The sequence below is a fragment of the Pseudomonas sp. LAMO17WK12:I10 genome, assembly GCF_900215185.1.
GTDB lineage: Bacteria > Pseudomonadota > Gammaproteobacteria > Pseudomonadales > Pseudomonadaceae > Aquipseudomonas > Aquipseudomonas chlororaphis.
Map to the genome: position 1 here is coordinate 44,148 of NZ_OBDX01000026.1, position 23,133 is coordinate 67,280.

14 protein-coding genes are annotated in these 23,133 nt (G+C 65.4%); 8 read left to right on the forward strand and 6 right to left on the reverse strand.

The features are described 5' to 3' along the window. Positions 1-97 precede the first annotated feature (97 nt). From CRO75_RS24510 to CRO75_RS24525, 4 genes are all read right to left on the reverse strand, one after another. Positions 98-814: an MgtC/SapB family protein gene (locus CRO75_RS24510; protein ID WP_007927856.1), complete on the reverse strand. Its 717-nt coding sequence runs from the start codon at positions 812-814 to the stop codon at positions 98-100. Between the two features lie 312 nt (positions 815-1,126). Then, a complete protein-coding gene (mgtA, locus tag CRO75_RS24515; protein WP_097138784.1) occupies positions 1,127-3,892 on the reverse strand; it encodes a magnesium-translocating P-type ATPase in 2,766 nt (921 codons plus the stop codon). A 590-nt stretch (positions 3,893-4,482) separates the two neighbouring features. Continuing rightward, positions 4,483-5,817, reverse strand: a complete 1,335-nt coding sequence (locus tag CRO75_RS24520; protein WP_062825188.1) for a SidA/IucD/PvdA family monooxygenase — start codon at positions 5,815-5,817, stop codon at positions 4,483-4,485. Positions 5,818-5,948: 131 nt separating this feature from the next. Beyond that, positions 5,949-6,431 (reverse strand): sigma-70 family RNA polymerase sigma factor, encoded by a 483-nt coding sequence (locus CRO75_RS24525; protein ID WP_037004888.1) that lies wholly within the window; start codon positions 6,429-6,431, stop codon positions 5,949-5,951. 334 nt (positions 6,432-6,765) lie between these two features. On the opposite strand from CRO75_RS24525, the gene CRO75_RS24530 reads away from it, so the two are divergent. The 3 genes from CRO75_RS24530 to CRO75_RS24540 are packed head-to-tail and all read left to right on the forward strand — an operon-like array spanning position 6,766 to position 11,314. Continuing rightward, positions 6,766-7,938, forward strand: a complete 1,173-nt coding sequence (locus tag CRO75_RS24530; RefSeq protein ID WP_097138786.1) for an efflux RND transporter periplasmic adaptor subunit — start codon at positions 6,766-6,768, stop codon at positions 7,936-7,938. Continuing rightward, entirely contained in the window at positions 7,939-9,912 is a 1,974-nt protein-coding gene (locus CRO75_RS24535; protein ID WP_097138787.1) for a MacB family efflux pump subunit, read from the forward strand. Positions 9,913-9,919: 7 nt separating this feature from the next. Next, positions 9,920-11,314 (forward strand): efflux transporter outer membrane subunit, encoded by a 1,395-nt coding sequence (locus CRO75_RS24540; RefSeq protein WP_097138788.1) that lies wholly within the window; start codon positions 9,920-9,922, stop codon positions 11,312-11,314. A gap of 404 nt (positions 11,315-11,718) precedes the next feature. Here CRO75_RS24540 and CRO75_RS24545 read toward each other — a convergent pair whose 3' ends face one another. Further along, positions 11,719-13,344, reverse strand: a complete 1,626-nt coding sequence (locus CRO75_RS24545; protein ID WP_097138789.1) for a PvdJ/PvdD/PvdP-like protein — start codon at positions 13,342-13,344, stop codon at positions 11,719-11,721. 218 nt (positions 13,345-13,562) lie between these two features. On the opposite strand from CRO75_RS24545, the gene pvdM reads away from it, so the two are divergent. The 3 genes from pvdM to CRO75_RS24560 are packed head-to-tail and all read left to right on the forward strand — an operon-like array spanning position 13,563 to position 17,178. After that, positions 13,563-14,912: a pyoverdine-tailoring dipeptidase-like protein PvdM gene (pvdM, locus tag CRO75_RS24550; protein WP_097138791.1), complete on the forward strand. Its 1,350-nt coding sequence runs from the start codon at positions 13,563-13,565 to the stop codon at positions 14,910-14,912. Between the two features lie 31 nt (positions 14,913-14,943). After that, on the forward strand, positions 14,944-16,236 hold the full coding sequence (locus CRO75_RS24555) for an aminotransferase class V-fold PLP-dependent enzyme (protein ID WP_097138793.1): 1,293 nt from the start codon (positions 14,944-14,946) through the stop codon (positions 16,234-16,236). A gap of 51 nt (positions 16,237-16,287) precedes the next feature. Further along, positions 16,288-17,178: a formylglycine-generating enzyme family protein gene (locus CRO75_RS24560; RefSeq protein ID WP_097138795.1), complete on the forward strand. Its 891-nt coding sequence runs from the start codon at positions 16,288-16,290 to the stop codon at positions 17,176-17,178. Between the two features lie 275 nt (positions 17,179-17,453). Here the strand turns inward: CRO75_RS24560 and CRO75_RS24565 are convergent, their stop codons facing one another. Beyond that, positions 17,454-18,281 carry a N(5)-hydroxyornithine transformylase PvdF gene (locus CRO75_RS24565; protein WP_097138797.1) on the reverse strand — a complete coding sequence of 276 codons (828 nt, stop codon included), beginning with the start codon at positions 18,279-18,281 and terminating at the stop codon, positions 17,454-17,456. Between the two features lie 186 nt (positions 18,282-18,467). Between CRO75_RS24565 and CRO75_RS24570 the strand changes: the two genes are divergently transcribed. Then, entirely contained in the window at positions 18,468-20,120 is a 1,653-nt protein-coding gene (locus tag CRO75_RS24570; protein WP_097138799.1) for a cyclic peptide export ABC transporter, read from the forward strand. Between the two features lie 151 nt (positions 20,121-20,271). After that, the gene (locus CRO75_RS24575) at positions 20,272-22,671 is read left to right on the forward strand and encodes a TonB-dependent siderophore receptor (protein WP_097138801.1); all 2,400 of its coding nucleotides are present in this window, start codon (positions 20,272-20,274) and stop codon (positions 22,669-22,671) included. Positions 22,672-23,133 lie beyond the last annotated feature (462 nt).

Genomic DNA, 23,133 nt, shown 5'->3' on the forward strand with positions numbered 1-23,133 from the left:
AGACTATCCGATGGCCCCAGGCCAACTCTTTAAGACAATTCCCAAAAATTGCCGCGCACGAGAAGTTTCTCCCAGGAAAGCCCCCCGCACGGGCGCTTTATTCGGTGGTGCTGGGGCTCCAGAACGCCTGCTCCACCAGGGCCGAGGTGGACAGCCGTGCCACCAGGGCGTCGAGTTCGTCGCCGTCCACCGAGGTGGTGGCCAGGGTGGCTTCGATCTCCACGTCGTCGTTGCCGAAGGCATGGACATCGATATCGCTGGCCGGGTAGTTGCTGCGTTCCAGTTCCGCTTCGAGCAGGGCGAACACGGCCTTCTGCTTGGAGCGATGGGCGATGACATAGACGATGTTGGTGACCTCGGCGGAGATCACGTCCAGCGGCTGGCGGTTGATGTTGTTGACGATCGGCCGCAGCAGGGTGTTGGCCGCCAGCACGAACAGCGTGCCGAGAAAGGCCTCGAGAATCAGGTCGGCGCCGGCGCAGGCGCCCACCGCCGCCGAGGCCCAGAGGGTGGCCGCGGTGTTCAGGCCACGCACGTTTCCCTCCTCGCGCATGATCACCCCGGCGCCGAGAAAACCGATGCCGGACACCACATAGGCCACCACCCGCACCGCGCCCTCGGCGCCGCCGAGGCGGTTGGCCATGTCGACGAAAATCGCCGCGCCCACCGCCACCAGCACGTTGGTGCGCAGGCCGGCGGTGCGTTGCCGGTACTGGCGCTCGAAGCCGATCAGGCCACCGAGGATAAAGGCCGCGCTGAGGCTGACCAGGGTGTCCACCAGGGAGGTCAGGTTGATGTTCTGGAGTGCTTGCATGAAGGGAGTCCTTGAGTACGCGGCAGGCGGCTGCCGTTAAAGGATAGGTGCACTTTGCAGGAGCGAACGGGCGGCGATCCGACGGGGCCGCGATGAGGCCGGCCAGGGTGCTGGGTATCTTGCACCGGCTGGCATTACGAGCAGATGGCGATTGCCGGCTGGCCCGGTAGCCGCTGCCGAAGGCTGCGATCGGCCCGGAGGGCCGCGGCGATCCCGACAACGCCGGAGGCCCTGCGACCAGCGTGGCCCGGACCATCGCAGCCTGCGGCAGCGGCTACAGGATGTTGTGCAGCGTTGGCCGCGAGCCGCAGCTTATTGCCAGCCGAACCGGCGGATATAAAAGCCCTTCACCGCCTGGGTCAGCGCCATGTACGCCAGCAGGATCACCGGCAGGAACACGAAGTACAGCGACGGCAGCGCCTGCAGCTTGAAGTAGTGCGCCAGCGGGCCCATGGGCAGGAAGATGCCGATGGCCATGATCAACCCGGTCATCACCAGCAGCGGCATGGCCGCGCGGCTTTGCAGGAAGGGGATCTTCGGCGTGCGGATCATGTGCACGATCAGGGTCTGGGTCAGCAGCCCGACCACGAACCAGCCGGACTGGAACAGCGTCTGGTGGTCCGGGGTATTGGCATCGAACACGTACCACATCAGAGCAAAGGTACTGATGTCGAAGATCGAACTGATCGGCCCGAAAAACAGCATGAAGCGCCCGACGTCCGCCGGCTGCCAGCGCTGCGGACGGGCCAGCATTTCCTCGTCGACGTTATCGAACGGAATGGCGATCTGGGAAATGTCGTACAGCAGGTTCTGCACCAGCAGGTGCATCGGCAGCATCGGCAGGAACGGAATGAAGGCACTGGCCACCAGCACCGAGAACACGTTGCCGAAGTTCGAGCTGGCGGTCATCTTGATGTACTTGAGCATGTTGGCGAAGGTCCGCCGGCCTTCCAGCACGCCCTCCTCCAGCACCATCAGGCTTTTCTCCAGGAGGATGATGTCCGCCGCCTCCTTGGCGATGTCCACGGCGCTGTCCACCGAAATGCCGATGTCCGCGGTGCGCAGCGCCGGCGCGTCGTTGATGCCGTCGCCCATGAAGCCGACCACATGGCCGTTGCCCTTGAGCAGGCGGACGATGCGTTCCTTGTGCGAGGGCGTGAGCCGGGCGAAGACATTGGTGGTTTCCACGGCCTTGGCCAGCTGGGTGTCGCTCATGCGCTCGATGTCGTTGCCCAGCAGCAGGCCCTGTTGTTCCAGGCCGACTTCGCGGCAGATCTTCGCCGTCACCAGCTCGTTGTCGCCGGTCAACACCTTCACCGCCACGCCATGGGCGGCCAGGGCCTCAAGGGCCGGCGCGGTGCTTTCCTTGGGCGGGTCGAGGAAGGCCACATAACCGATCAGGGTCAGCCCCTGCTCGTCCGCCAGGCTGTAGCTGTCGCGGCCCCGCGGCATCGGGCGGGCGGCCACGGCCACCACCCGCAGGCCTTCGCCATTGAATTGGGCGGTGACCTGGCGAATCCGCGCCAGCAGCTCGTCGCTGAGCATTTCCTCGGCGGCGCCATGGCGCACCCGGGTGCACACCGCCAGCACCTCCTCCACCGCGCCCTTGCAGATCAGCAGGTGCGCCCGCTCCTTCTCGGCCACCACCACCGACATGCGCCGCCGGTTGAAGTCGAAGGGAATCTCGTCGACCTTCTGGAACGCCGTGCCGACCCTCAGCTCGCGGTGCACTTCGACGTGCTCCAGCACCGCCACGTCCAGCAGGTTCTTCAGGCCGGTCTGGTAGTAGCTGTTCAGGTAGGCCATTTCCAGCACGTCGTCGGACTCCTCACCCCAGACATCCACATGCCGGGCGAGGAAGATCTTGTCCTGGGTCAGGGTGCCGGTCTTGTCGGTGCACAGCACGTCCATGGCGCCGAAGTTCTGGATCGCGTCCAGGCGCTTGACGATGACTTTCTTGCGCGACAGGAACACCGCGCCCTTGGCCAGGGTCGAGGTGACGATCATCGGCAGCATTTCCGGGGTCAGGCCCACGGCGATCGACAGCGCGAACAGCAGCGCTTCCATCCAGTCGCCCTTGGTAAAGCCGTTGATGAACAGCACCAGCGGCGCCATGACGAACATGAAGCGGATCAGCAGCCAGCTGACCTTGTTCACCCCGTTCTGGAACGAAGTCGGCGCCCGGTCGGTAGCCCCAACCCGCTGCGCCAGGGCGCCGAAATAGGTGGCGTTGCCAGTGCCCAGGACCAGCGCGGTGGCCGCGCCGGACACCACGTTGGTGCCCATGAACAGGATGTTGTCCAGCTCCAGCGGATTGAGGGTGGCGGCGTCCTGCTGGCGCGGGAATTTCTCCACCGGCAGCGATTCGCCGGTCATCGCCGCCTGGCTGACGAACAGGTCCTTGGCGCTGAGCACCCGGCAGTCGGCGGGGATCATGTCGCCGGCCGAAAGCTGGATCAGGTCGCCCGGCACCAGTTGCCGGATCGGCAGTTCCAGGCGTTGCAGGCCCTGGTGCGCCACCGCCGCGCCATGCAGCCTGGCGAACACCGACGGCGCGCTATCGAGCACATCGCGCCGCAGCACCGTGGCAGTGTTGCTGACCATTGCCTTGAGGGCATCGGCGGCCTTGTTCGACTTGGCCTCCTGCCAGAAACGCAGCAGCGTGGAGAGCACCACCATGGAAAAAATCACCGTGGCCGCCTTCATGTCTTCGGTCAGCCAGGAGATCACCGCCAGCAGGGTCAGCAGCAGGTTGAAGGGGTTCTTGTAGCAATGCCACAGGTGCGTCCACCAGGGCAGCGGCTGCTCGTGCTCGACCTCGTTGAGGCCATGCCGCTCGCGCAGGGCCTGGGCCTCGGCCTCGCTCAGGCCATCGGTGTGGCTGCCGAGGCGTTGCAGCAGGCTCGCGGCATCGTCGTTGGCCGCGGCCACCAGGGTCTGCGCCAGGCTCGGCGGCAAGTCGCGGCTGACGCTGGCGTCGCTGAAGCTCTCCAGCAAGGCCAGGCGGCGAAAGTGCCGGGCGAAGTGCCGGGTCCGCAGGAAGCCGGCAAAAAACTCTTTGAGCAGGGTGAGGTTCATGGTGTGTCCCCTAACGGTCGGCGCCGGGAGACTCACAGCCAGGTCTGGTTCGCCGGCCGCGCAAACAGGCGCAGCCGTAGCGCGGCGATGCGCCAGGCATCACCCACTGTTGCAGTGTCGATGAGAAGGACATCGGGAACGGGCCCTGAAGGCCACGATCGGGAAGCCGCCGCTCGCGGTCATGGCGAGACAACGGCACAAAAAAGCGGGCGCGTTATCTGGCCGGGAAGGCGCCGGTTAGCGAAACCGGCCGACTACTGTCACTCGAACAAGTACCCACTGTGGGTCTCCGCTTGATGGAAAACGCGCGCAGCTTACGCCGGGGTTTTTGCGGAGTAAATCGATGGCAAAGGCCCGGGCGGGGGAATCGAAAAGTTCTTCAGCGAAGGTTCAGGAAGGGGCTACGGACAGGCCCCAAAGGCAGGAAATGCGGGAACGTCTGCCCCTGTCGTGGGCAAGCTCGCGCCTACAACGATAAGGCGATCCTGTAGGAGCGAGCTTGCTCGCAAGGCGTCCGGTCAACCCACGACGGATACCGGCCATGCCATTGTTTCGCGAGCAAGCTCGCTCCTACAACGTTACCCGGGCAATCAGCTGGCGGTGGCCAGCAGCAGGTCGCGCACCGAACGGCTGTGGCGGCCTTTGTCGTGCTCGTACAGCGAGGCGGCGATTTCCTCGGCGCGGATCGGCAGCACCGACAGCAAGGTGTCGCTCAGGCCGTGGCTGGCCTGGCTGAAGCCCTGGGTGTAGATGCCGGCCTTGCAGCGCTCGTCGGTGATGACCCGGTAGTTGCGGTCCACTTCGAAGTCGCCCAGGTAGGCTTCCAGCGGCGCCAGCAACGCACGGTGAGTCTGGCGCTCGTAGCCGGTGGCCAGGATCACGGCGTCGTAGTGGCGGGTGCTCAGCTCGCCGGTGGAGGTGTTGCGCAGCACCAGTTCGACGCCCTGGGCGGTGGCGGTGGCTTTCTCCACGGTGGTCAGGGTGCGGAAGGCATGGCGGGCGATGCCGGAGACTTTCTGCCGGTAGAGAATCCCGTAGATGCGTTCGATCAGGTCGACATCCACCACCGAGTAGTTGGTGTTCTGGTACTCGTGGACCAGGCGTTCGCGCTCGCCGCTCGGCTGCTGGAACACCAGGTCGGTGAAGGCCGGCGAGAACACTTCGTTGACGAACGGGCTGTCGTCCGCCGGCTTCAGCGCCGAACCGCGGACCAGCATGTCCACCTGCACCGAAGGAAAGCTGTCGTTGAGGTCGATAAAGGCCTCGGCGGCGCTCTGCCCGCCACCGATGATCGCCACGTTCATCGGCTGGCCGCTGGCGCACGGCTGGCTGGCCATGCGTTCCAGGTAGTGCGCGTGGTGGAACACCCGGCCGTCGTCCTTGAGCGCCTTGAAGGTGTCCGGGATCAGTGGCGTGCCGCCAGGGCTGACCACCACCGAACGGCTGGTGCGGACGAACTCCTGGCCCTGGCTGTCGCGGGAAATCACCCGCAGCGCCTCGACCTGCTGGTTGTGCAGCACCGGCTCGATGGCCAGCACTTCTTCACCGTAGCGGCTCTGTTCCTGGAAGTGCCCGGCGACCCAGCGCAGGTAATCGTTGAACTCCATGCGGCACGGATAGAAGGTGCCGAGGTTGATGAAGTCCACCAGGCGGCCGTGGTGCTTGAGGTAGTTGACGAAGGAGTACGGGCTGGTCGGGTTGCGCAGGGTCACCAGGTCCTTGAGAAAGGAAATCTGCAGGTCGCTCTGGGCCACCAGCGTGTTGCCGTGCCAGCGGTAGTCGGCCTGCTTGTCGAGAAACAGCGCGTCCAGCGGACCCTGAATCTGGCCACGTTCTTCCAGCGCGATAGCCAGCGCCAGGTTCGAGGGGCCGAAACCGATACCGATCAGGTCGTGAACGATGGTCGATGCAATTGCCTGTGTCATTTCCAGTGTCCTCTGGATAAATCCCTCAACGCGGGGAGAAATCGACGGTGACCTGATCGGCCCATGGCGAGGCAGCAGGTCGTCTGTTGAGTAGGAACGAGGACAGTGAAAAAAAATTTAACAAAGAAGGATCAGTGGGCGTCCCACTGCCGGACCCGCACCCGGCAATGTTTCATCGCATTGACGATGTGCTTCTCCACCAGGCTGCGGGAAATCCCCAGGCGCTCGGCGATCTCGGGGTGGGACAGGCCTTCGAGCTTGCGCAGCAGGAAACTTTCCCGGCACAGCGCCGGCAGCTCCGCCAGCGCCCGTTGCAGCATGTCCAGGCGCTGGCCGTGGTCGATGCTGGTGTGGGGCGAGGGGCTGAAGAAGCGCTCTTCGTTGTCGAGCACATCCAGGGATTCGACCTGGCGCAAGGCGTTGCGCCGGTGGCCGTCGATCACCAGGTTCAGCGCCGTGCGGTAGAGGAAGGCCCGCGGTTGCTCGATCGGCGTGTCGCTGGAACGCTCCAGCACCCGCACGTAAGCGTCATGCACCACATCTTCGGCCACCTGCAGGTTGCCCAGCTTGGCGTTGAGGAAACACACCAGCTCGCGATAGTAGTTTTCCAACATGACTCCCGACCGCGATACGCGGCTTTTGTCCTTGAGCACGACTGGCACTCCGCCCCTGGGCAGGCGATTCGATGATGGCAGTTTAGAAGTGGCGTAATTTATAGTAATTCTCATATAGATTTAAAGTGCTGTGTCGATTCGCCGGTTTTATTTTCGTCGCCTAACCTGTAACCCCCGCACCTGTAACGCCATGTGTCATGACTTAAATTCCCTCCGGCGCCTCTCGTCTACCTGACAGCTCCCCGTATCTGTCGCTCTGGCGACAGCCTCCAGCCCTGCCCACCCCCTGGGCCAGGCCGGACGACGGGCCGACTTCCATTGGCCGGAACCCTGCATGAAACGTCCCCGTCATACCCGACGCGCCCTGCTTGTCACCTTGTGTCTGATTCCTGTCGTTGCCTTCGCCGCCTGGCAGTTCCTGCCGCCGGGGCGCGACCAGCTCGCCACCATCCAAGTCAGCCGCGGCACCATCGAAAGCAGCGTGACCGCCCTGGGCACCCTGCAACCGCGGCGTTACGTGGATGTCGGCGCCCAGGCGTCCGGGCAGATCCGCAAGATCCACGTCGAGGCCGGCGACCCGGTCAAGGAAGGCCAGCTGCTGGTAGAGATCGACCCCGCCACCCAGCAGGCCAAGCTCGACGCCAGCCGTTTCTCCATCGAGAACCTGCAGGCCCAGCTGCAAGAGCAGCGAGCGCAGAACGAGCTGGCCCGACAGAAATACCAGCGCCAGCAGAACCTCGCCGCCGGCGGCGCGACCCGCGACGAAGACGTGCAGACCGCCTGCGCCGAACTCAAGGCCACCCAGGCGCGGATCGACATGATCCAGGCGCAGATCCGCCAGGCCCAGGCCAGCCTGCGCAGCGACCAGGCCGAGCTGGGCTATACGCGGATCTACGCGCCGATGTCCGGCACCGTGGTCGCGGTGGACGCCCGCGAAGGCCAGACCCTCAACGCCCAGCAACAGACGCCGTTGATCCTGCGCATCGCCCGGCTGTCGCCGATGACCGTCTGGGCCGAGGTCTCCGAAGCCGATATCGGCCACGTCAAGCCGGGCATGACTGCCTACTTCACCACCTTGAGCGGCGGCGCCCGGCGCTGGACCAGCACCGTGCGGCAGATCCTGCCGATCCCGCCCAAGCCGCTGAATGAAAGCAGCCAGGGCAGCGGCAGCCCCAACAGTTCGAGCAAGAGCGGCAGCGGCCGCGTGGTGCTCTACACCGTGCTGCTGGATGTGGATAACGCCGACAACGCGCTGATGGCCGAGATGACCACCCAGGTGTTTTTTGTCGCCGAGCGCGCGCAGGACGTTCTCACCGCGCCGATCGCCGCCCTGCAGGGCAGCACCGAGAGCGGCGTCCAGCTGGCCCGGGTGGTGGCGAAAAACGGCTCGATCGAGGAGCGCAAGGTACGGGTCGGCATCAGCGACCGCTTGCACATTCAGGTCCTGGACGGCCTCGCCGAAGGCGATCACTTGCTGATCGGTCCCGCGCAAAGCAGCGGAGGCTGAATGCAAACCCCGCTGATCGACCTCAAGGGCATCCGCAAATCCTATGGCGGCGGCGACACGCCGCAAGTGGACGTGCTGCGTGGCATCGACCTGTCGATCCACGCCGGCGAGTTCGTCGCCATCGTCGGCGCCTCCGGCTCCGGCAAATCGACGCTGATGAACATCCTCGGCTGCCTCGACCGCCCGACCTCGGGCGAGTACCTGTTCGCCGGGGAAAACGTCGCCCGGCTGGACAGCGACGAACTGGCCTGGCTGCGTCGCCAGGCCTTCGGCTTCGTGTTCCAGGGCTACCACCTGATTCCCTCTGGCTCGGCCCAGGAAAACGTCGAGATGCCGGCGATCTATGCCGGCACCCCGGCGGCCGAGCGCCACGCCCGCGCCGCCGCCCTGCTCGAGCGCCTGGGCCTGGCCAGCCGCACCGGCAACCGCCCGCACCAGTTGTCCGGCGGTCAACAGCAGCGGGTGTCGATCGCCCGCGCGCTGATGAACGGCGGCCACATCATCCTCGCCGACGAACCCACCGGCGCCCTCGACAGCCACAGCGGCGCCGAGGTCATGAGCCTGCTCGACGAACTGGCCAGCCAGGGGCATGTGGTGATCCTCATCACCCACGACCGCGAAGTCGCGGCCCGGGCCAAGCGCATCATCGAAATCCGCGACGGCGAAATCGTCAGCGACACCGCCGACGAGCACCCCGAGGTCCAGGCCAGCGCCAACAGCGGCGCCCTGCAGGCAGTGGACCTGCGCCAACGCCTGGCCGACGGCAGCGAACACAACGGCGCCTGGAAAGGCGAGCTGGTGGACGCCGTGCAAGCAGCCTGGCGGGTGATGTGGATCAACCGCTTCCGCACCGCCCTGACCCTCTTGGGGATCGTCATCGGCGTGGCCTCGGTGGTGGTGATGCTGGCGGTGGGCGAAGGCAGCAAGCGCCAGGTCATGGCGCAGATGGGCGCCTTCGGCTCGAACATCATCTACTTGAGCGGCTACATGCCCAACCCGCGCACCCCGCCCGGCATCATCACCCTCGACGACGTCGCCGCCCTGGCGGCCCTGCCGCAGGTCAAGCGCATCATGCCGGTCAATGGTTCCGAGGCCGGCGTACGCTTCGGCAATGTCGACCACACCAGCTACGTCGGCGGCAACGACACCAACTTCCCGGCCATCTTCAACTGGCCGGTGGTCGAGGGCAGCTATTTCACCGAGGCCGACGAACGCGCCGCGGCGGCCGTGGCGGTAATCGGCAAGAAGGTCCGCGACAAATTGCTCAAGGACGTGGCCAACCCCATCGGCCAGTACATCCTGATCGAGAACGTGCCGTTCCAGGTGGTCGGCGTGCTGGCGGAAAAAGGCGCCAGCTCCGGCGACCAGGACAGCGACGACCGCATCGCCATCCCCTACTCCGCCGCGAGCATCCGCCTGTTCGGCAGCCACAACCCGGAGTACGTGGCGATCGCCACCAGCGACGCGCGCAAGGTCAAGGAGGCCGAGCAGGCCATCGACCAGCTGATGCTGCGCATGCACGGTGGCAAACGCGACTTCGAACTGACCAACAACGCGGCGATGATCCAGGCCGAGGCCCGCACCCAGAACACCCTGTCGCTGATGCTCGGGGCCATCGCCGCGATCTCGCTGCTGGTGGGCGGCATCGGGGTGATGAACATCATGCTCATGACCGTGCGCGAACGCACCCGCGAAATCGGCATCCGCATGGCCACCGGCGCCCGCCAGCGCGACATCCTGCGCCAGTTCCTCACCGAGGCGGTGATGCTCTCGGTGGTCGGCGGCCTGGCCGGGATTGGCGTGGCGCTGATCATCGGCGGCATCCTGATCCTCAGCGAGGTGGCCGTGGCCTTCTCCCTGGTGGCGGTCCTTGGCGCCTTCGCCTGCGCCCTGGTCACCGGCGTCATCTTCGGCTTCATGCCGGCCCGCAAAGCCGCCCGACTCGACCCGGTCACGGCCCTCACCAGTGAATGATCGACCTATGAAAGTGCCCCTCAGCCTTATCGCCGCCGGCCTGTTGCTGGCGGCCTGCAGCGGCCCCGCGCCGCGCCCGGACAGCGGCCTGCAGGCCCCGCCCGCCTGGCACTCGCCCAATACCGCGGCCGCGCAGCAGGACAATCGCCAATGGTGGACCCGCTTCGGCAGCCCGCAACTGGAGCGCCTGATCGAACAGGCCCGCCTAGGCAGCCACGACCTGGCCGCCGCCATGGCCCGGGTGCGCCAGGCGCAGGCCTCGGCGGTGGTCGCCGGTGCGCCGTTGCTGCCGGAGCTCAAGGGCGCGCTCAACGCCAACCGGCAGAAGCTGCTGCGCGGCAACGGCTACAGCCAACTGGACGCCGACAGCAGCAACAAGGCCGTGGACTATTTCGACGCCAGCCTCAGCGCCAGCTATGAGATCGACTTCTGGGGCGGCCGGCGCGCGGCCCGCGACAGCGCCGTGGAAAGCCTGCGGGCCAGTGAATTCGACCAGGCCACCGTCGAGCTGACCCTGCTCAGCGGCGTCGCCAACAGCTACACCCAGGTGCTGTCGCTGCGCGAGCAGAGTCGCATCGCCGAACTCAACCTGGCCAATGCACAGAGCGTGCTCAGGCTGGTGCAGACCCGCTACGACGCAGGCTCGGCCACCGCCCTGGAACTGGCCCAGCAGAAGAGCCTGGTGGCCTCCCAACAGCGCCAACTGCCATTGGTGCAGCAACAGGCCGAGGATGCGCGGATCACCCTCGCCGCCCTGCTCGGCCAGCCGGTGCAGAGCCTCGACCTCGGCCAGCAACCCTTCGCCCAACTGACCTGGCCCAGCATCGACGCCGGCGTGCCCAGCGACCTGTTGAGCCGCCGCCCGGACATCGCCAGCGCCGAAGCCAGGCTCGCCGCCGCCCAGGCCGACGTCACGGTGGCACGGGCGGCGATGCTGCCCTCTGTCACCCTGAGCGCCAGCCTCGGTTCGGGGGCCGATACCGCCTCGGATATCCTGCGCAGCCCCTTCTACAACCTCACCAGCGCCTTGACGGCGCCGATCTTCAACGCCGGCCGCCTGAGCGCCGAACGCGACAAGGCGCGGGCGCGCCAGCAAGAGCTGCTGGAAAGCTACCGCGGGGCGATCGTCAACGGCTTCGCCGATGTGGAAAAGGCCCTCGCCAGCATCCGTGGCCTCGACCAGCAGCGGCAATGGCAGAGCGAAGTACTGCGCCAGGCGCAAACCGCCTTCGACATCGCCCAGAGCCGCTACCAGGCCGGCGCCGCCGATCTGCTGACGGTCCTGGAAACCCAGCGCACCCTGTACGCTGCCCAGGACCAGAACGTGCAGCTGCGGCTGTCCCGCCTGCAGGCCAGCATCGCCCTGTACAAAGCCCTGGGCGGCGGTTGGAAAGCCCTCTGAAAACGTAGATTGCGCACCACTGCTTCGTCTGTAGCCGCTGCCGAGCGCAGCGAGGCTGCGATCGGCAGCGAAGCGGCCGCCAATCAGGCGACGCGGTGTTTCAGGCAAACCTTGCACACAGGCCTTGCGAGGACTACGTCGCAATGCCGCCCACCTCGTTCACAGCCTCGTGCCTCGGCAGCGGCTACAGGCAATACACGACTCTGGATCGGACGGGTTGTTGTAGCCGCTGCCGAGCGCAGCGAGGCTGCGACCGGGCGCGAAGCGGCCGTGAATCAGGCAACACGGTGTTTCAGACAAATCCCGTGCACAGGCTTTGCGAGGACCGTGTCGGAATGCCGCCCACCTCGCTGCGCTCGGCAGCGGCTACCGGGCCTGGGTGTCTGTACGGGCGGTGAGCCTTGTTACAGCAACCGCTCACGCACCTTCAGGTGGCGGGCATACCAGGGCCGCTTGGGCACTTTGCGGAACAGCTCGGCCAGCTTGTCTTCCTCGGCAAAGGTGATGCGCAGCGCCAGCTTCATGGTTTCCGGATCCATCTCCACCGAGCGCCCCACCTGCAGGCCCGGGGTGGTGCTGCAACCGTGAGTGTCCGGCCCCAGCCAGGGGTCGTCGACCTCGACCCAGCGCCCGGGGGCGAACCAGGGTACGCCGTTGACTTCAAGGCGGCTGACTTCCCCCGGATGGAAGCGCTCGTGGGCGCGAAACCAATCTTCCACGCGGTCGTCGATCCAGCCATGGAAATGCCAGAACACCGGGCTCACATGGGAAGAAAACGGATCGCCGAGGAAGTCGTTTTCCGCAGCGTACCAGCGCGCCGAAAAATCCGCCGGATCGCGGGCGAACGGCACCGGCGCGCCATTGGAAGGATCGCGTGGCACCGAGGCCCAGCGCATGTGCAGCCAGTCGTGCAAGCCCAGTTCCACCTCGGAACCGAACTGCCCCAGGGTCAGGGTCGACAGGTAGCGCGGGTCGCGGTAACGCGATTCCCAGACCTGGAAGTTGCTGTGGTAGGTCTCGGCGGTCTTGATGTCGCTGACCCACTGGGTGTACTCGGCATCGTCGCTGGCCAGCCAGGTCGGCGGCAGGGCGAAGCCGTCATGGTTGTCGAAATAGCGGGCAAACCCCTGGCGATCGCGTTCCAGCTCCGGCTGCGGGGTCGGGAAGTTCAGCCAGGACGGCAGGTCCTGCATGGACCGCGCGGTGCCGAGCATGTGCCGGTGCATGAAAAAGAAGTCGATACCCGAGCCATTGCGATCCTTGCGCTTGCCTCGGGCGTCACGCTCCTGGCCACGCGGGCCGGGCTGCCAGCCAATGCCGCGCAGGGCGTCGCGTTTTTCTTCGGACAGGGTGTGCCACTTGTCCCGCGAGGCGTGCCACAGCTGGTGAAACAGCCGGTGCTCAGGGGAAACCAGCCAGGCCAGCAGCGTCGGGTTCAGACCGATGCGCTGGCGGGCTTCGGGAAACAGCTGCTTGGTGGCGACAAAGCGATTGTCCTGCTCGGGCAGCGCCAGCGGCCGATCCAGGCGCAGGATGCGCCCGCTGAGGGTGCCGCTGCCGGCGTTGCCGAAATCGGCCCAGACCTCGTCGAGCACCACGCTGAATTCATAACAGGGCGCGCCGTCGCCGGCATCGGCGCTAACCAGGCGCCAGTAAAGTTGCTTTGGGTCGGGCGCCAGCAAATCGCCGACCACCCGGTAACGCGGCTCGGCCTCGCCACGCAAGGCCTCGGCACGGTCCAGGTAACCACGCAGGCCGCGCCCGCGCTGGGCAATGTCGAGAAACAGTTCCAACCCCTCGCGCGGCAGGCCCGCCAGGCCGCCGTCCGCGCCCTCGAAACGCAGAGTCCAGACCCCGCGCAGCTTGTCCGCCAATTGCTGGCCGGCGCTGTCCGCCAGATCGACCGTCGCTTCGCCGGGAGTTTCCGGCTCCTCCTCACGCGTCAGTTCACGGTGCGCATAAATGGCCGCGGGCACCGCAGCTCCAGTGAGCGCCAAGCCTGCGATAAACCCTCGTCGAGAAATCGTCATTGCCCTACCTGTGTCAGCCCTGAAGCAGGCCTTATCCCAGCTAGGACGTTTGCAGTGGGGGGAAATTTAAGCGGCGCCAACAAAGGCCAGCGCCCGCCAGGCAGACCGGCCACGGGGCCTAATTTTCCCCCGACCTCACTCGTTCTTCCCAGATAGCAAAGGCGCTGCACCTGTACCGGCACGCCTGCACTTTGACGGCGAACCCGACTGAGATGGCAATGACAAAACCACGTTCGAAAAAGGCTCTTTACATCGGTCTGCCGCTGGCCCTGGCCATCGGCGCCGGAGCAGGCTTCCTGGCCTGGGACTACTGGTTCCGTGGCAACCCCGGCTACCCGGTCAAGGTGCTCAAGCAGGCCGATGAATTGCAGGAGCGCATCCTGTCGTTCGACAGCCACATCAGCCTGCCGCTGGACTTCGGCGCCGCCGGCAACGAGTTCGACAAGGACGGCGGTGGCCAGTTCGACCTGGTCAAGGCCAATCGCGGGCGCCTGTCCGGCGCGGCCCTGACCCTCTTCGGCTGGCCGGAAATGTGGAATGGCCCCAACGCGCCGCATCGCCCCACCGAGGGTTTTGTCGAGGAAGCGCGCAACCAGCAGGAGGTGCGCTACAAGATCATCTCCGGCATGGTCCGCGACTTCCCCAACCAGGTCGGCATCGCCTACACCCCGGACGACTTCCGCCGCCTGCACGGCGAAGGCAAGTTCGCGATCTTCATCAGCATGCTCAACGCCTACCCCCTGGGCAACGACCTGAACCTGCTGGACCTGTGGACCGCCCGTGGCATGCGCATGTTCGGCTTCAGCTACATCGGCAACAATGCCTGGGCCGACTCCTCGCGGCCGCTGCCGTTCTTCAACGACTCCCCGGACGCCCTCGATGGCCTGTCGGAGATCGGCAAGCAAGCAGTGCACCGCCTCAACGACCTGGGGGTGATCATCGATGTCTCGCAGATGTCGACCAAGGCCCTGGAGCAGGTGGCGCAGCTAAGCCGCACGCCGATGGTGGCCTCGCACTCGGCGCCCCGGGCCTCGGTGGATATCCCGCGCAACCTCAGCGACAAGGAAATGCAGCTGATCAAGAACAGCGGCGGCGTGGTCCAGGTGGTCGGCTTCTCGCAGTACCTGCGCCCGCTGACCCAGGCCACCCAGGACAAGCTCAATGCCCTGCGCGCACGCTTCGACCTGCCGCCGCTGCCGAACCTGGCCATGGCCCTGATGCCGGGCGACCCGATCATCTCGGCCTGGCCGGAGCAGAAGTTCGGCCAGTACGCCGGCGAGCTGTACGCCATCCTCGAGGAGGAACCCAAGGCGACCCTCAAGGACCTGGGCGACGCCATCGACTACACCGTGCGCAAGATCGGCATCGACCATGTCGGCATCAGCTCGGACTTCAACGAGGGCGGCGGGGTCAAGGGCTGGGAGAACGTCGGCGAGATCCGCAACGTCACCGCCGAGCTGCTGTCGCGCGGTTACTCGGAGGCGGACATCGCCAAGCTCTGGGGCGGCAACTTCCTGCGGGTCTGGGACCAGGTGCAGAAAGCCGCGCGCCCGGTAGCCAACCGTTGAATTTCCTTGGCCGAACAAGTGAACCCAAGCCATGACTGACCGCCGTACCTTTCTCAAGCAGGCCGGCGTCCTCGCCGCCAGCCTGCCGCTGGGCAATGCCGCCCTCGCCGCCCTGGCCCAGACCGACGAAGCCCGCGACAGCGCGCTGGCGTCCGGGGACAAATGGACGCAACTGCGCCAACTGTTCAACCAGGACCCGGACTACCTGCACTTCTCCAACTTCCTGGTGACCTCCCACCCCAAGCCGGTGCGCGACGCCATCGAGCGCCATCGCGCGAGCATCGACCGCAATCCCGGCCTGGCCATGGACTGGGACCTGGAGGAAACCTGGAAGCGCGAGGCCGAGGTGCGCAAGTGGGCCGGACGCTACCTGGACGCCAAGCCCGGGCAGATCGCCCTGACCGGCAGCACCAGCGAAGGCCTGGCGATGATCTACGGCGGCATCCATGTACGCCCCGACCAGGAGATCCTGACCACGGTCCACGAGCACTACTCCACCGAGTACAGCCTGGACTTTCGGGTGAAAAAACAAGGCACCCAGGTGCGCAAGATCAAGCTGTTCGAGAACGCCCACAGCGTGTCGGCGGACGAAGTGCTGGGCTCGATCAAGCGCAGCATCCGCCCCAACACCCGGGTGCTGGGCATGACCTGGGTGCAGTCCGGCAGCGGCGTGAAACTGCCCATCGGCCAGATCGGCCAACTGGTGGAGGAACTCAACCGCGAGCGCGCCGAGCAGGAGCGCATCCTCTACGTGGTCGACGGCGTGCACGGCTTCGGCGTGGAAGACCTGAGCTTTCCGGAGATGCATTGCGACTTCTTTATCGCCGGCACCCACAAGTGGATGTTCGGCCCGCGCGGCACCGGGGTCGTCTGCGCCCGCTCCGAGGAGCTCAAGGACGTCACCCCGATGACGCCGACCTTCTCCGAAGACAACAATTTCGCCACCTCCATGTCGCCCGGCGGCTACCACGCCTTCGAGCACCGCTGGGCGCTGGACGAAGCCTTCAAGCTGCACCTGGAGCTGGGCAAGGCCGAGGTCCAGGCGCGCATTCATAGCCTCAACAGCTACCTGAAACGAAGCCTGCAGCAACATCCGCAGATCGAACTGGTGACGCCGCTGAGCACCGAGCTGTCCGCCGGTTTCACCTTCTTCCGGGTCAAGGGCAAGGACAGCGATGCGGTCGCCGCCTACCTGATGAAAAACCGCGTGGTGGCCGATGCCGTGGACCGCGACGTCGGCCCGGTGATCCGCACCGCGCCCGGGCTGCTCAACGACGAAGCGCAGATCGACCGCTTCATGGACCTGCTGGCCCGCACCCTCTGAGCGCGCGCCACTGGCACCGCAGATCCCCCCTGCCAACCCTTGAGATGACTCATGACCATTGAACCGACTCACCCCGCCACCCCACCACTGGCCCTGAAAAAACTCTGCGCCGCCTCCCTGCTCGGCGGCCTGCTGTGCCAGGGCGCATCGGCCGCCACGCCGCAACCGGGCCAGGTGTTCAAGGACTGCAAGGACTGCCCGGAAATGGTCGTGCTGCCCGCCGGCACCTTCACCATGGGCACCCCGGACGACGAGGTCGGCCGCGAACCGGACGAAGGCCCGATGCATGACGTGACCTTCGCCAAACCCTTTGCCATGAGCCGCTTCCAGATCACCGCCGGCGAATGGGACAGCTACGTCAAGCAGACCGGCGTGGTCATCGCCAATGGCGACACCCGCCCCGGCCGCGAATGCGTCGCCAGCAAGCCGCGCTACCCGCAAGGCCCGCGTCAGCCGGCGGTGTGCATGGACTTCGCCGACGTGAAGGCCTATGTCGCCTGGCTGTCGAAAAAGACCGGGCACAATTATTCGATGGTCAGCGAGGCCCAGCGCGAATACGCCGCCCGCGCCGGCTCCAAAGGTCCCTTCCCGTTTCCGTTCGATGAAGGCAAGGGCTACAGCATCGCCAAGCATGCCAACACCTATGGCCCGGCCGATGGCTACAGCTTCAGCTCGCCGGTGGGCAGCTACCCGCCCAATGCGTTCGGCATGTACGACATGCATGGCAACGTCTATGAATGGATCGCCGACTGCGAACACGCCAACTATGTGGGCGCGCCTACCGATGGCAGTGCCTGGGTAGAGCCGGGCTGCGAATCGCTGCAGATCCGTGGCAACGATTGGGGCGAGGCTCCGGTGTTCTCCCGTTCGGGCAATCGCAACAATATCTACCCGAGCACCCGCGGCGACTGGATCGGCTTTCGCGTGGTGCGCGAGCTGTAACCCCGCGCCCGCGTCGCCAGGTTTACGGGGCTGCGCCCCGATCGCAGCCTGCGGCAGCGGCTACAGATATCCCTGTAGCCGCTGCCGAGCCAGCGAGGCTGCGATCGCCCGCAAAGCGGGCGCCAGACCAGACAACTCCACCCATCAGGCATACCGCATCACCAGGTTTCACGGGGCTACGCCCCGATCGCAGCCTGCGGCAGCGGCTACAGATTGCGATCGACCTGGGGGGCTTGCGAGACAGCGGGCGCCAGGTGCGGCGCCCGCCAATGGGTTCAGCCCTGTTTGGCCAGCAGCGCCAGGCCTTCCTGCAAGGCCGGGAACAGGCTGTTGTTGAAGTTGTTCCAGCGCAGTTCGAGGATGGTGTCCTCGGGCGCGATCTCGGTGTTGAGCACGTCGTGGAACACCTCGCCGGAATCGATGCCGTTGTCCACGTAGTGGAACGAAGCACCGGTCATGTACAGCGGCTCGACCGGCTCGGTTTCCCGGGTGGTCCAGTCCACCACCTTCTGCCCCCGGGCACCGTACAGCGCATTCCAGGTGGCATAGGCACCGCGGCGCTCGTAAGGCGATTCGAGGCGGGTGATGCCCGGATGGATGTTCATGATCCGCCGCGCGAAAGGCGCGCCCGGACGCACCAGCTCGTCGAGGATCACCAGCAGGCCGTCGAGCACCACGATGTCGGCTTTCAGTTCCACCAAGGTGTCGTGCAGGCGATGCTCGAAATCCTGCTTGCCGGCGATGTGCTCGGCCGAACCGCGCGGATGGCGGCGATAGGTGGATGGCACGCTGAGCAGCAGGTCATTGACCAGGCGCCCCTGCACGCGCAGGTCCGCCGGGTACAGCCATTGCCGGCCGGGCTGATAGGCGAAGCCGTAGTCGCTCACCAGTTGCCGGTCCCGTGGCGATTGCTCGTCGTCGTCATACACCACCCCGACCAGGTTATAAGCGTCGCCCAGGGGCGTCTGGTTCAGCGTCTCCACCAGGAACTCCAGCACCGACTTCATGTAGCGCTCGTGATCCTTGTAGGCCACCGGCTGCCCGGCCTTGTCGGCCGCCGCGTTCCTCAGGGACCAGACATACACCAGATTCTTTTTCGTCATTTGCTCGCTCTCGCTGAATGGGCCCGGCACGACGTCGTTACGCGTGCACCTGCAAAACAAGAACGAATCAGGCGCCAGGCAATTTATCCACGCCCGCGGCCGCGCTAAATACTCCCGCCAACGGTTCGTCTGTCATGAGTACGGGTCTTTCTGCCTCGACCCCTCATTCACTGCCGGGAACCCCTTATGACCGACCCCAAGCGCGGAGCCTTTCACGGACTGCTCGCCCTGCTCAGACCCTTTCGTACCACTGTGGTGATTTCCGTTGCCCTGGGCATGGTAGGCGGCCTGGCCATCACCCTGCTGCTGGCCACTATCAACAACGCCCTGCACTCGGCGACCGGCATGACCCAGGGCGTGGTGCTGACCTTCGCCGCCCTGTGCCTGCTGGCCCTGACCAGCTCGATTGTCTCGGATATCGGCACCAACTATGTGGGCCAGCGGATCATCGCCGCCCTGCGCAAGGACCTGGGGGAAAAGGTGCTCTCGGCGCCCATCACCCAGATCGAGCGCTACCGCTCCCACCGCCTGATCCCGGTGCTGACCCACGACGTCGACACCATCAGCGACTTCTCCTTCGCCTTCACCCCGCTGGCCATCGCCGCCACTGTCACCCTGGGCTGCCTGGGCTACCTGGCGTACCTGTCGGTGCCGATGTTCCTGATGATGGTGGTCGCCATCCTCATCGGCACCAGCGTGCAGTACGTGGCCGGCGGCAAAGGGATCCGCGGCTTCGACCTGGCCCGCGACCAGGAAGACGAGCTGCAGCGCTACTACAACGCCATTGCTTCGGGCGCCAAGGAACTGCGCATGCACCGCCCGCGCCGCTACCGGATGAATACCCACCGCATCCAGGAGACCGCGGATCGCATCGCCTCGATCCAGGTGCGTTCGGTGAACATCTATATCCTGGCCAAGACCTTCGGCTCGATGCTGTTCTTCGTGGTCATCGGCCTGGCCCTGGCCATGCAGGCCTACAACCCGAACCCGGACCCGACCGTGATCACCGGCTTCGTGCTGGTGCTGCTGTACATGAAAGGCCCGCTGGAAAACCTGGTGGCCTACCTGCCGGTGGTGGGCAAGGCGAAGATCGCCTTTGGCCGCATCAGCGAGCTGTCCGCGCGCTTCTCCTCCCCCGAGCCCCACCTGCTGCTGGACGCTACCGAAGCGCCGAAACCCGTGGTGCACAGCCTCGAACTGCGTGGCGTGAGCTACAGCCCGCCACCGGTGGAAGGCAGCGAGCCGTTCCACCTGGGGCCGATCGACCTGGACATCAAGCAGGGCGACATCGTGTTCATCGTCGGCGAGAACGGCTGCGGCAAGACCACCCTGATCAAGCTGCTGCTGGGGCTGTACCAGCCCCAGGCCGGGGAAATACGCCTGAACGGCGAGGCCGTGACCGACCTGGCCCGGGACGACTACCGCCAGCTGTTCACCACCGTGTTCGCCGACTACTACCTGTTCGACGACCTGGTCCAGGGCGGCGGCCAGCAGTCGCTGGACAGCGCCAGCCAGTACCTGGACCGCCTGGAGATCGCGCACAAGGTCAGCATCAAGGACGGCGCCTTCACCACCACCGACCTCTCCACCGGCCAGCGCAAGCGCCTGGCCCTGGTCAACGCCTGGCTCGAAGGGCGCCCGGTGCTGGTGTTCGACGAATGGGCGGCGGACCAGGACCCGGCCTTCCGGCGGATTTTCTACACCGAGCTGCTGCCGGACCTCAAGCGCCTGGGAAAGACCATCATCGTCATCAGCCACGACGATCGCTATTTCGATATCGCCGACCAATTGGTGCGTCTGCGCGCGGGCCAGGTGGTGCAGGAAATGCAACCGGCGTGAAATTTTTCCGGTTTGTTCATGGATGAACGTCTCACTATCGTTAATGAGAATTAACCGCAATAAATATCAATAACTGCCAATCCAAAACACAGAAGAGAACGCATCCATGTCAGCACTACTCGGTCTCAGTCCCCTGAGTAAAGCGCTATCCATGCGAAAGGCCCTGAACATCAACCTTCTCCCCAGCGCATTGGCCCTCGCGGTGTCGCTGCCGGTAGCCGGCTATGTACAGGCTCAGGAGATCGAGTTGGATATTCCTGTGCAATCTCTAGGCACTGCCTTGCAGGAGTTCGGGCGGCAGACCAACCTGCAGGTGCTCTATAGCCCGCAGGACGTGCAAGGCAAGCAGAGCACCGCGGTGAAGGGCAAGATGGACACGCAACGGGCCATCGGCATCCTGCTGACCGGCAGCGGCATCCGCTACAGCCTGCAGGGCAACTCGCTGACCCTCAGCGCCACCAGTGCCGGCGCCGAGGGCCTCGAGCTGAGCCCGACGCAAGTGACCGCCAACCAGTTGGGCAACGTGACCGAAGGCACCGGCTCCTACACCCCGGGCACCATCGCCACCGCCACCCGCCTGCCACTGACCCTGCGCGAAACCCCGCAGTCGATCAGCGTGGTCACCCGCCAGCACATGGATGACTTCGCCCTTAACAGCGTCGACGCCGTCATGCGCCATACCCCGGGCATCACCGTGTCGGCGTTCGACACCGACCGGACCAACTACTACTCCCGCGGTTTCTCGATCAACAACTTCCAGTACGACGGCATTCCCTCCGCCGTGCGCAACGTCGCCTATTCGGCGGGCAACACCCTGAGCGACATGGCGATCTACGACCGCATCGAAGTGCTCAAGGGCGCATCCGGCCTGCTCAGCGGTGCCGGTTCCCTGGGCGGCACCATCAACCTGGTGCGCAAGAAGCCCACCGCCGACTTCCAGGGCCACGCCACCCTGGGCGCGGGCTCCTGGGACAACTACCGTAGCGAACTGGATGTCAGCGGCCCGCTGACCGAAACCGGCAACGTCCGCGGCCGGGCCGTGGCCGCCTACCAGGACAAGAACTCGTTCATCGACCGCTACTCGACCAAGAACTCGGTGTTCTACGGCATCGTCGAGTTCGACCTGTCGCCCGACACCCTGCTGACCGTGGGCGCCGACTATCAGGACAACGACCCCAAGGGTTCCACTTGGTCCGGCAGCTTTCCGCTACTCAATTCCAAGGGCGAGCGCAACGATGCCAAGCGCTCGTTCAGCAACGCCACCGACTGGAGCAGCTGGCAGCAGTACACACGCACGGTCTTCGCCACCCTGGAACACGACCTGGGCGACGGCTGGGTGACCAAGTTGCAACTGGACCACAAGTACAACGGCTACGACGCCCAGATGGGCTCCATCCAGTTCGACCAGCCGCAGCCCGACGGCAGCGCCGAAATCAACGCGCAGCGCTACAAGGGCGATACCACCAGCGACTCGGCCGACCTCTATGTCAGCGGCCCGTTCAGCCTGCTGGGCCGCGACCACGACCTGGTGCTCGGCGGTTCGATCAGCAAGGCCCACTGGAAAGGCAAGGGCTACTGGGACGAAACCTTCTCGGTACCCAACCGCGTGGATTACAACAACTGGCACGGCAACCTGCCCAAGCCCGACTGGGGCCCGGTGTCGCAGCGCACCGATGACGTAATCCGCCAGACCGGCGTCTACATGACCACCCGCCTGAATGTGACCGACGACCTGAAAGTCCTGCTGGGCGGCCGCGTGGTCAACTACAGCCTGACCGGCCTGACCCCGACCTACACCGAATCCGGGCGCTTCATTCCCTACGCCGGGGCCATCTACGACCTGAACGAGAACTTCTCGGTCTACGCCAGCTACACCGACGTGTTCATGCCCCAGGAGAACTTCAACCGCGACCGCGACAACAAGTTGATCGAGCCGGATGAAGGCGAGAACTACGAAATCGGCATCAAGAGCGAATTCTTCGACGGTCGCCTGAACGCCAGCCTGGCCTACTTCGAGGTCAAGGAAACCAACCGTTCGGTACCGGACGACGCCTACAACAACCAGAAGCCGACGCCGCCCAACTACGCGTTCAAGGGCAGCAAGGCGACCACCAAGGGCTACGAACTGGAAGTGTCCGGCGAGCTCGCCCCGGGCTGGCAGGTGCAGGGCGGCTACACCCACAAGGTGGTGCGCGACGACAACGATGTGAAGCTTTCGACCTTCGAGCCCGAAGATCAGCTCAGCCTCTACACCACCTACAAGCTCACTGGCGACCTGGACAAGATGACCATCGGCGGCGGTGCCCGCTGGCAGAACAAGGCCTGGCAGCAAATCTGGAACAGCCCCAAGGGCGTGAATGAAGACATCACCCAGGAATCCTACTGGGTGGTGGACCTGATGACCCGCTACCAGATCACCAAGAACCTGTCGGCGACGCTCAACGTCAACAACATCTTCGACAAGTACTACTACACCAACGTCGGCTTCTATAACTCGGCCATCTACGGCGAGCCACGCAACGTGATGGTCACTACCCGCTGGGACTTCTGATACCCGCCCCCGCATCCCCCACGCCCTGGAAAGGTTCTGCCTTCCCAGGGCGTTTTTGTTTGCCCCGGATCCCCTCCCCCCCTATAGCCGCTGCCGCAGGCTGCGATCGGAGCGCAGCCCCGTAAAGCTGGCACTGCGGTAGGCCTGACTTGCACCGGCGTCGGGTTTGGCGACTGCTGCGCAGTCGATCGCAGCCTCGCCAGGGCTCGGCAGCGGCTACACGATGAACCTGTAGCCGCTGCCGCAGGCTGCGATCGGCGCGCAGCCCCGTAAAGCTGACGACGCGATAGGCCTGAACTGCGCTGGCACCGGGTTTGGCGACTGCTACGCAGTCGATCGCAGCCTCGCCAAGGCTCGGCAGCGGCTACACGATGAACCTGTAGCCGCTGCCGCAGGCTGCGATCGGGGCGCAGCCCCGTAAAGCTGGCGATGCGGTGGGCCTGACTTGCACCGGCGTCGGGT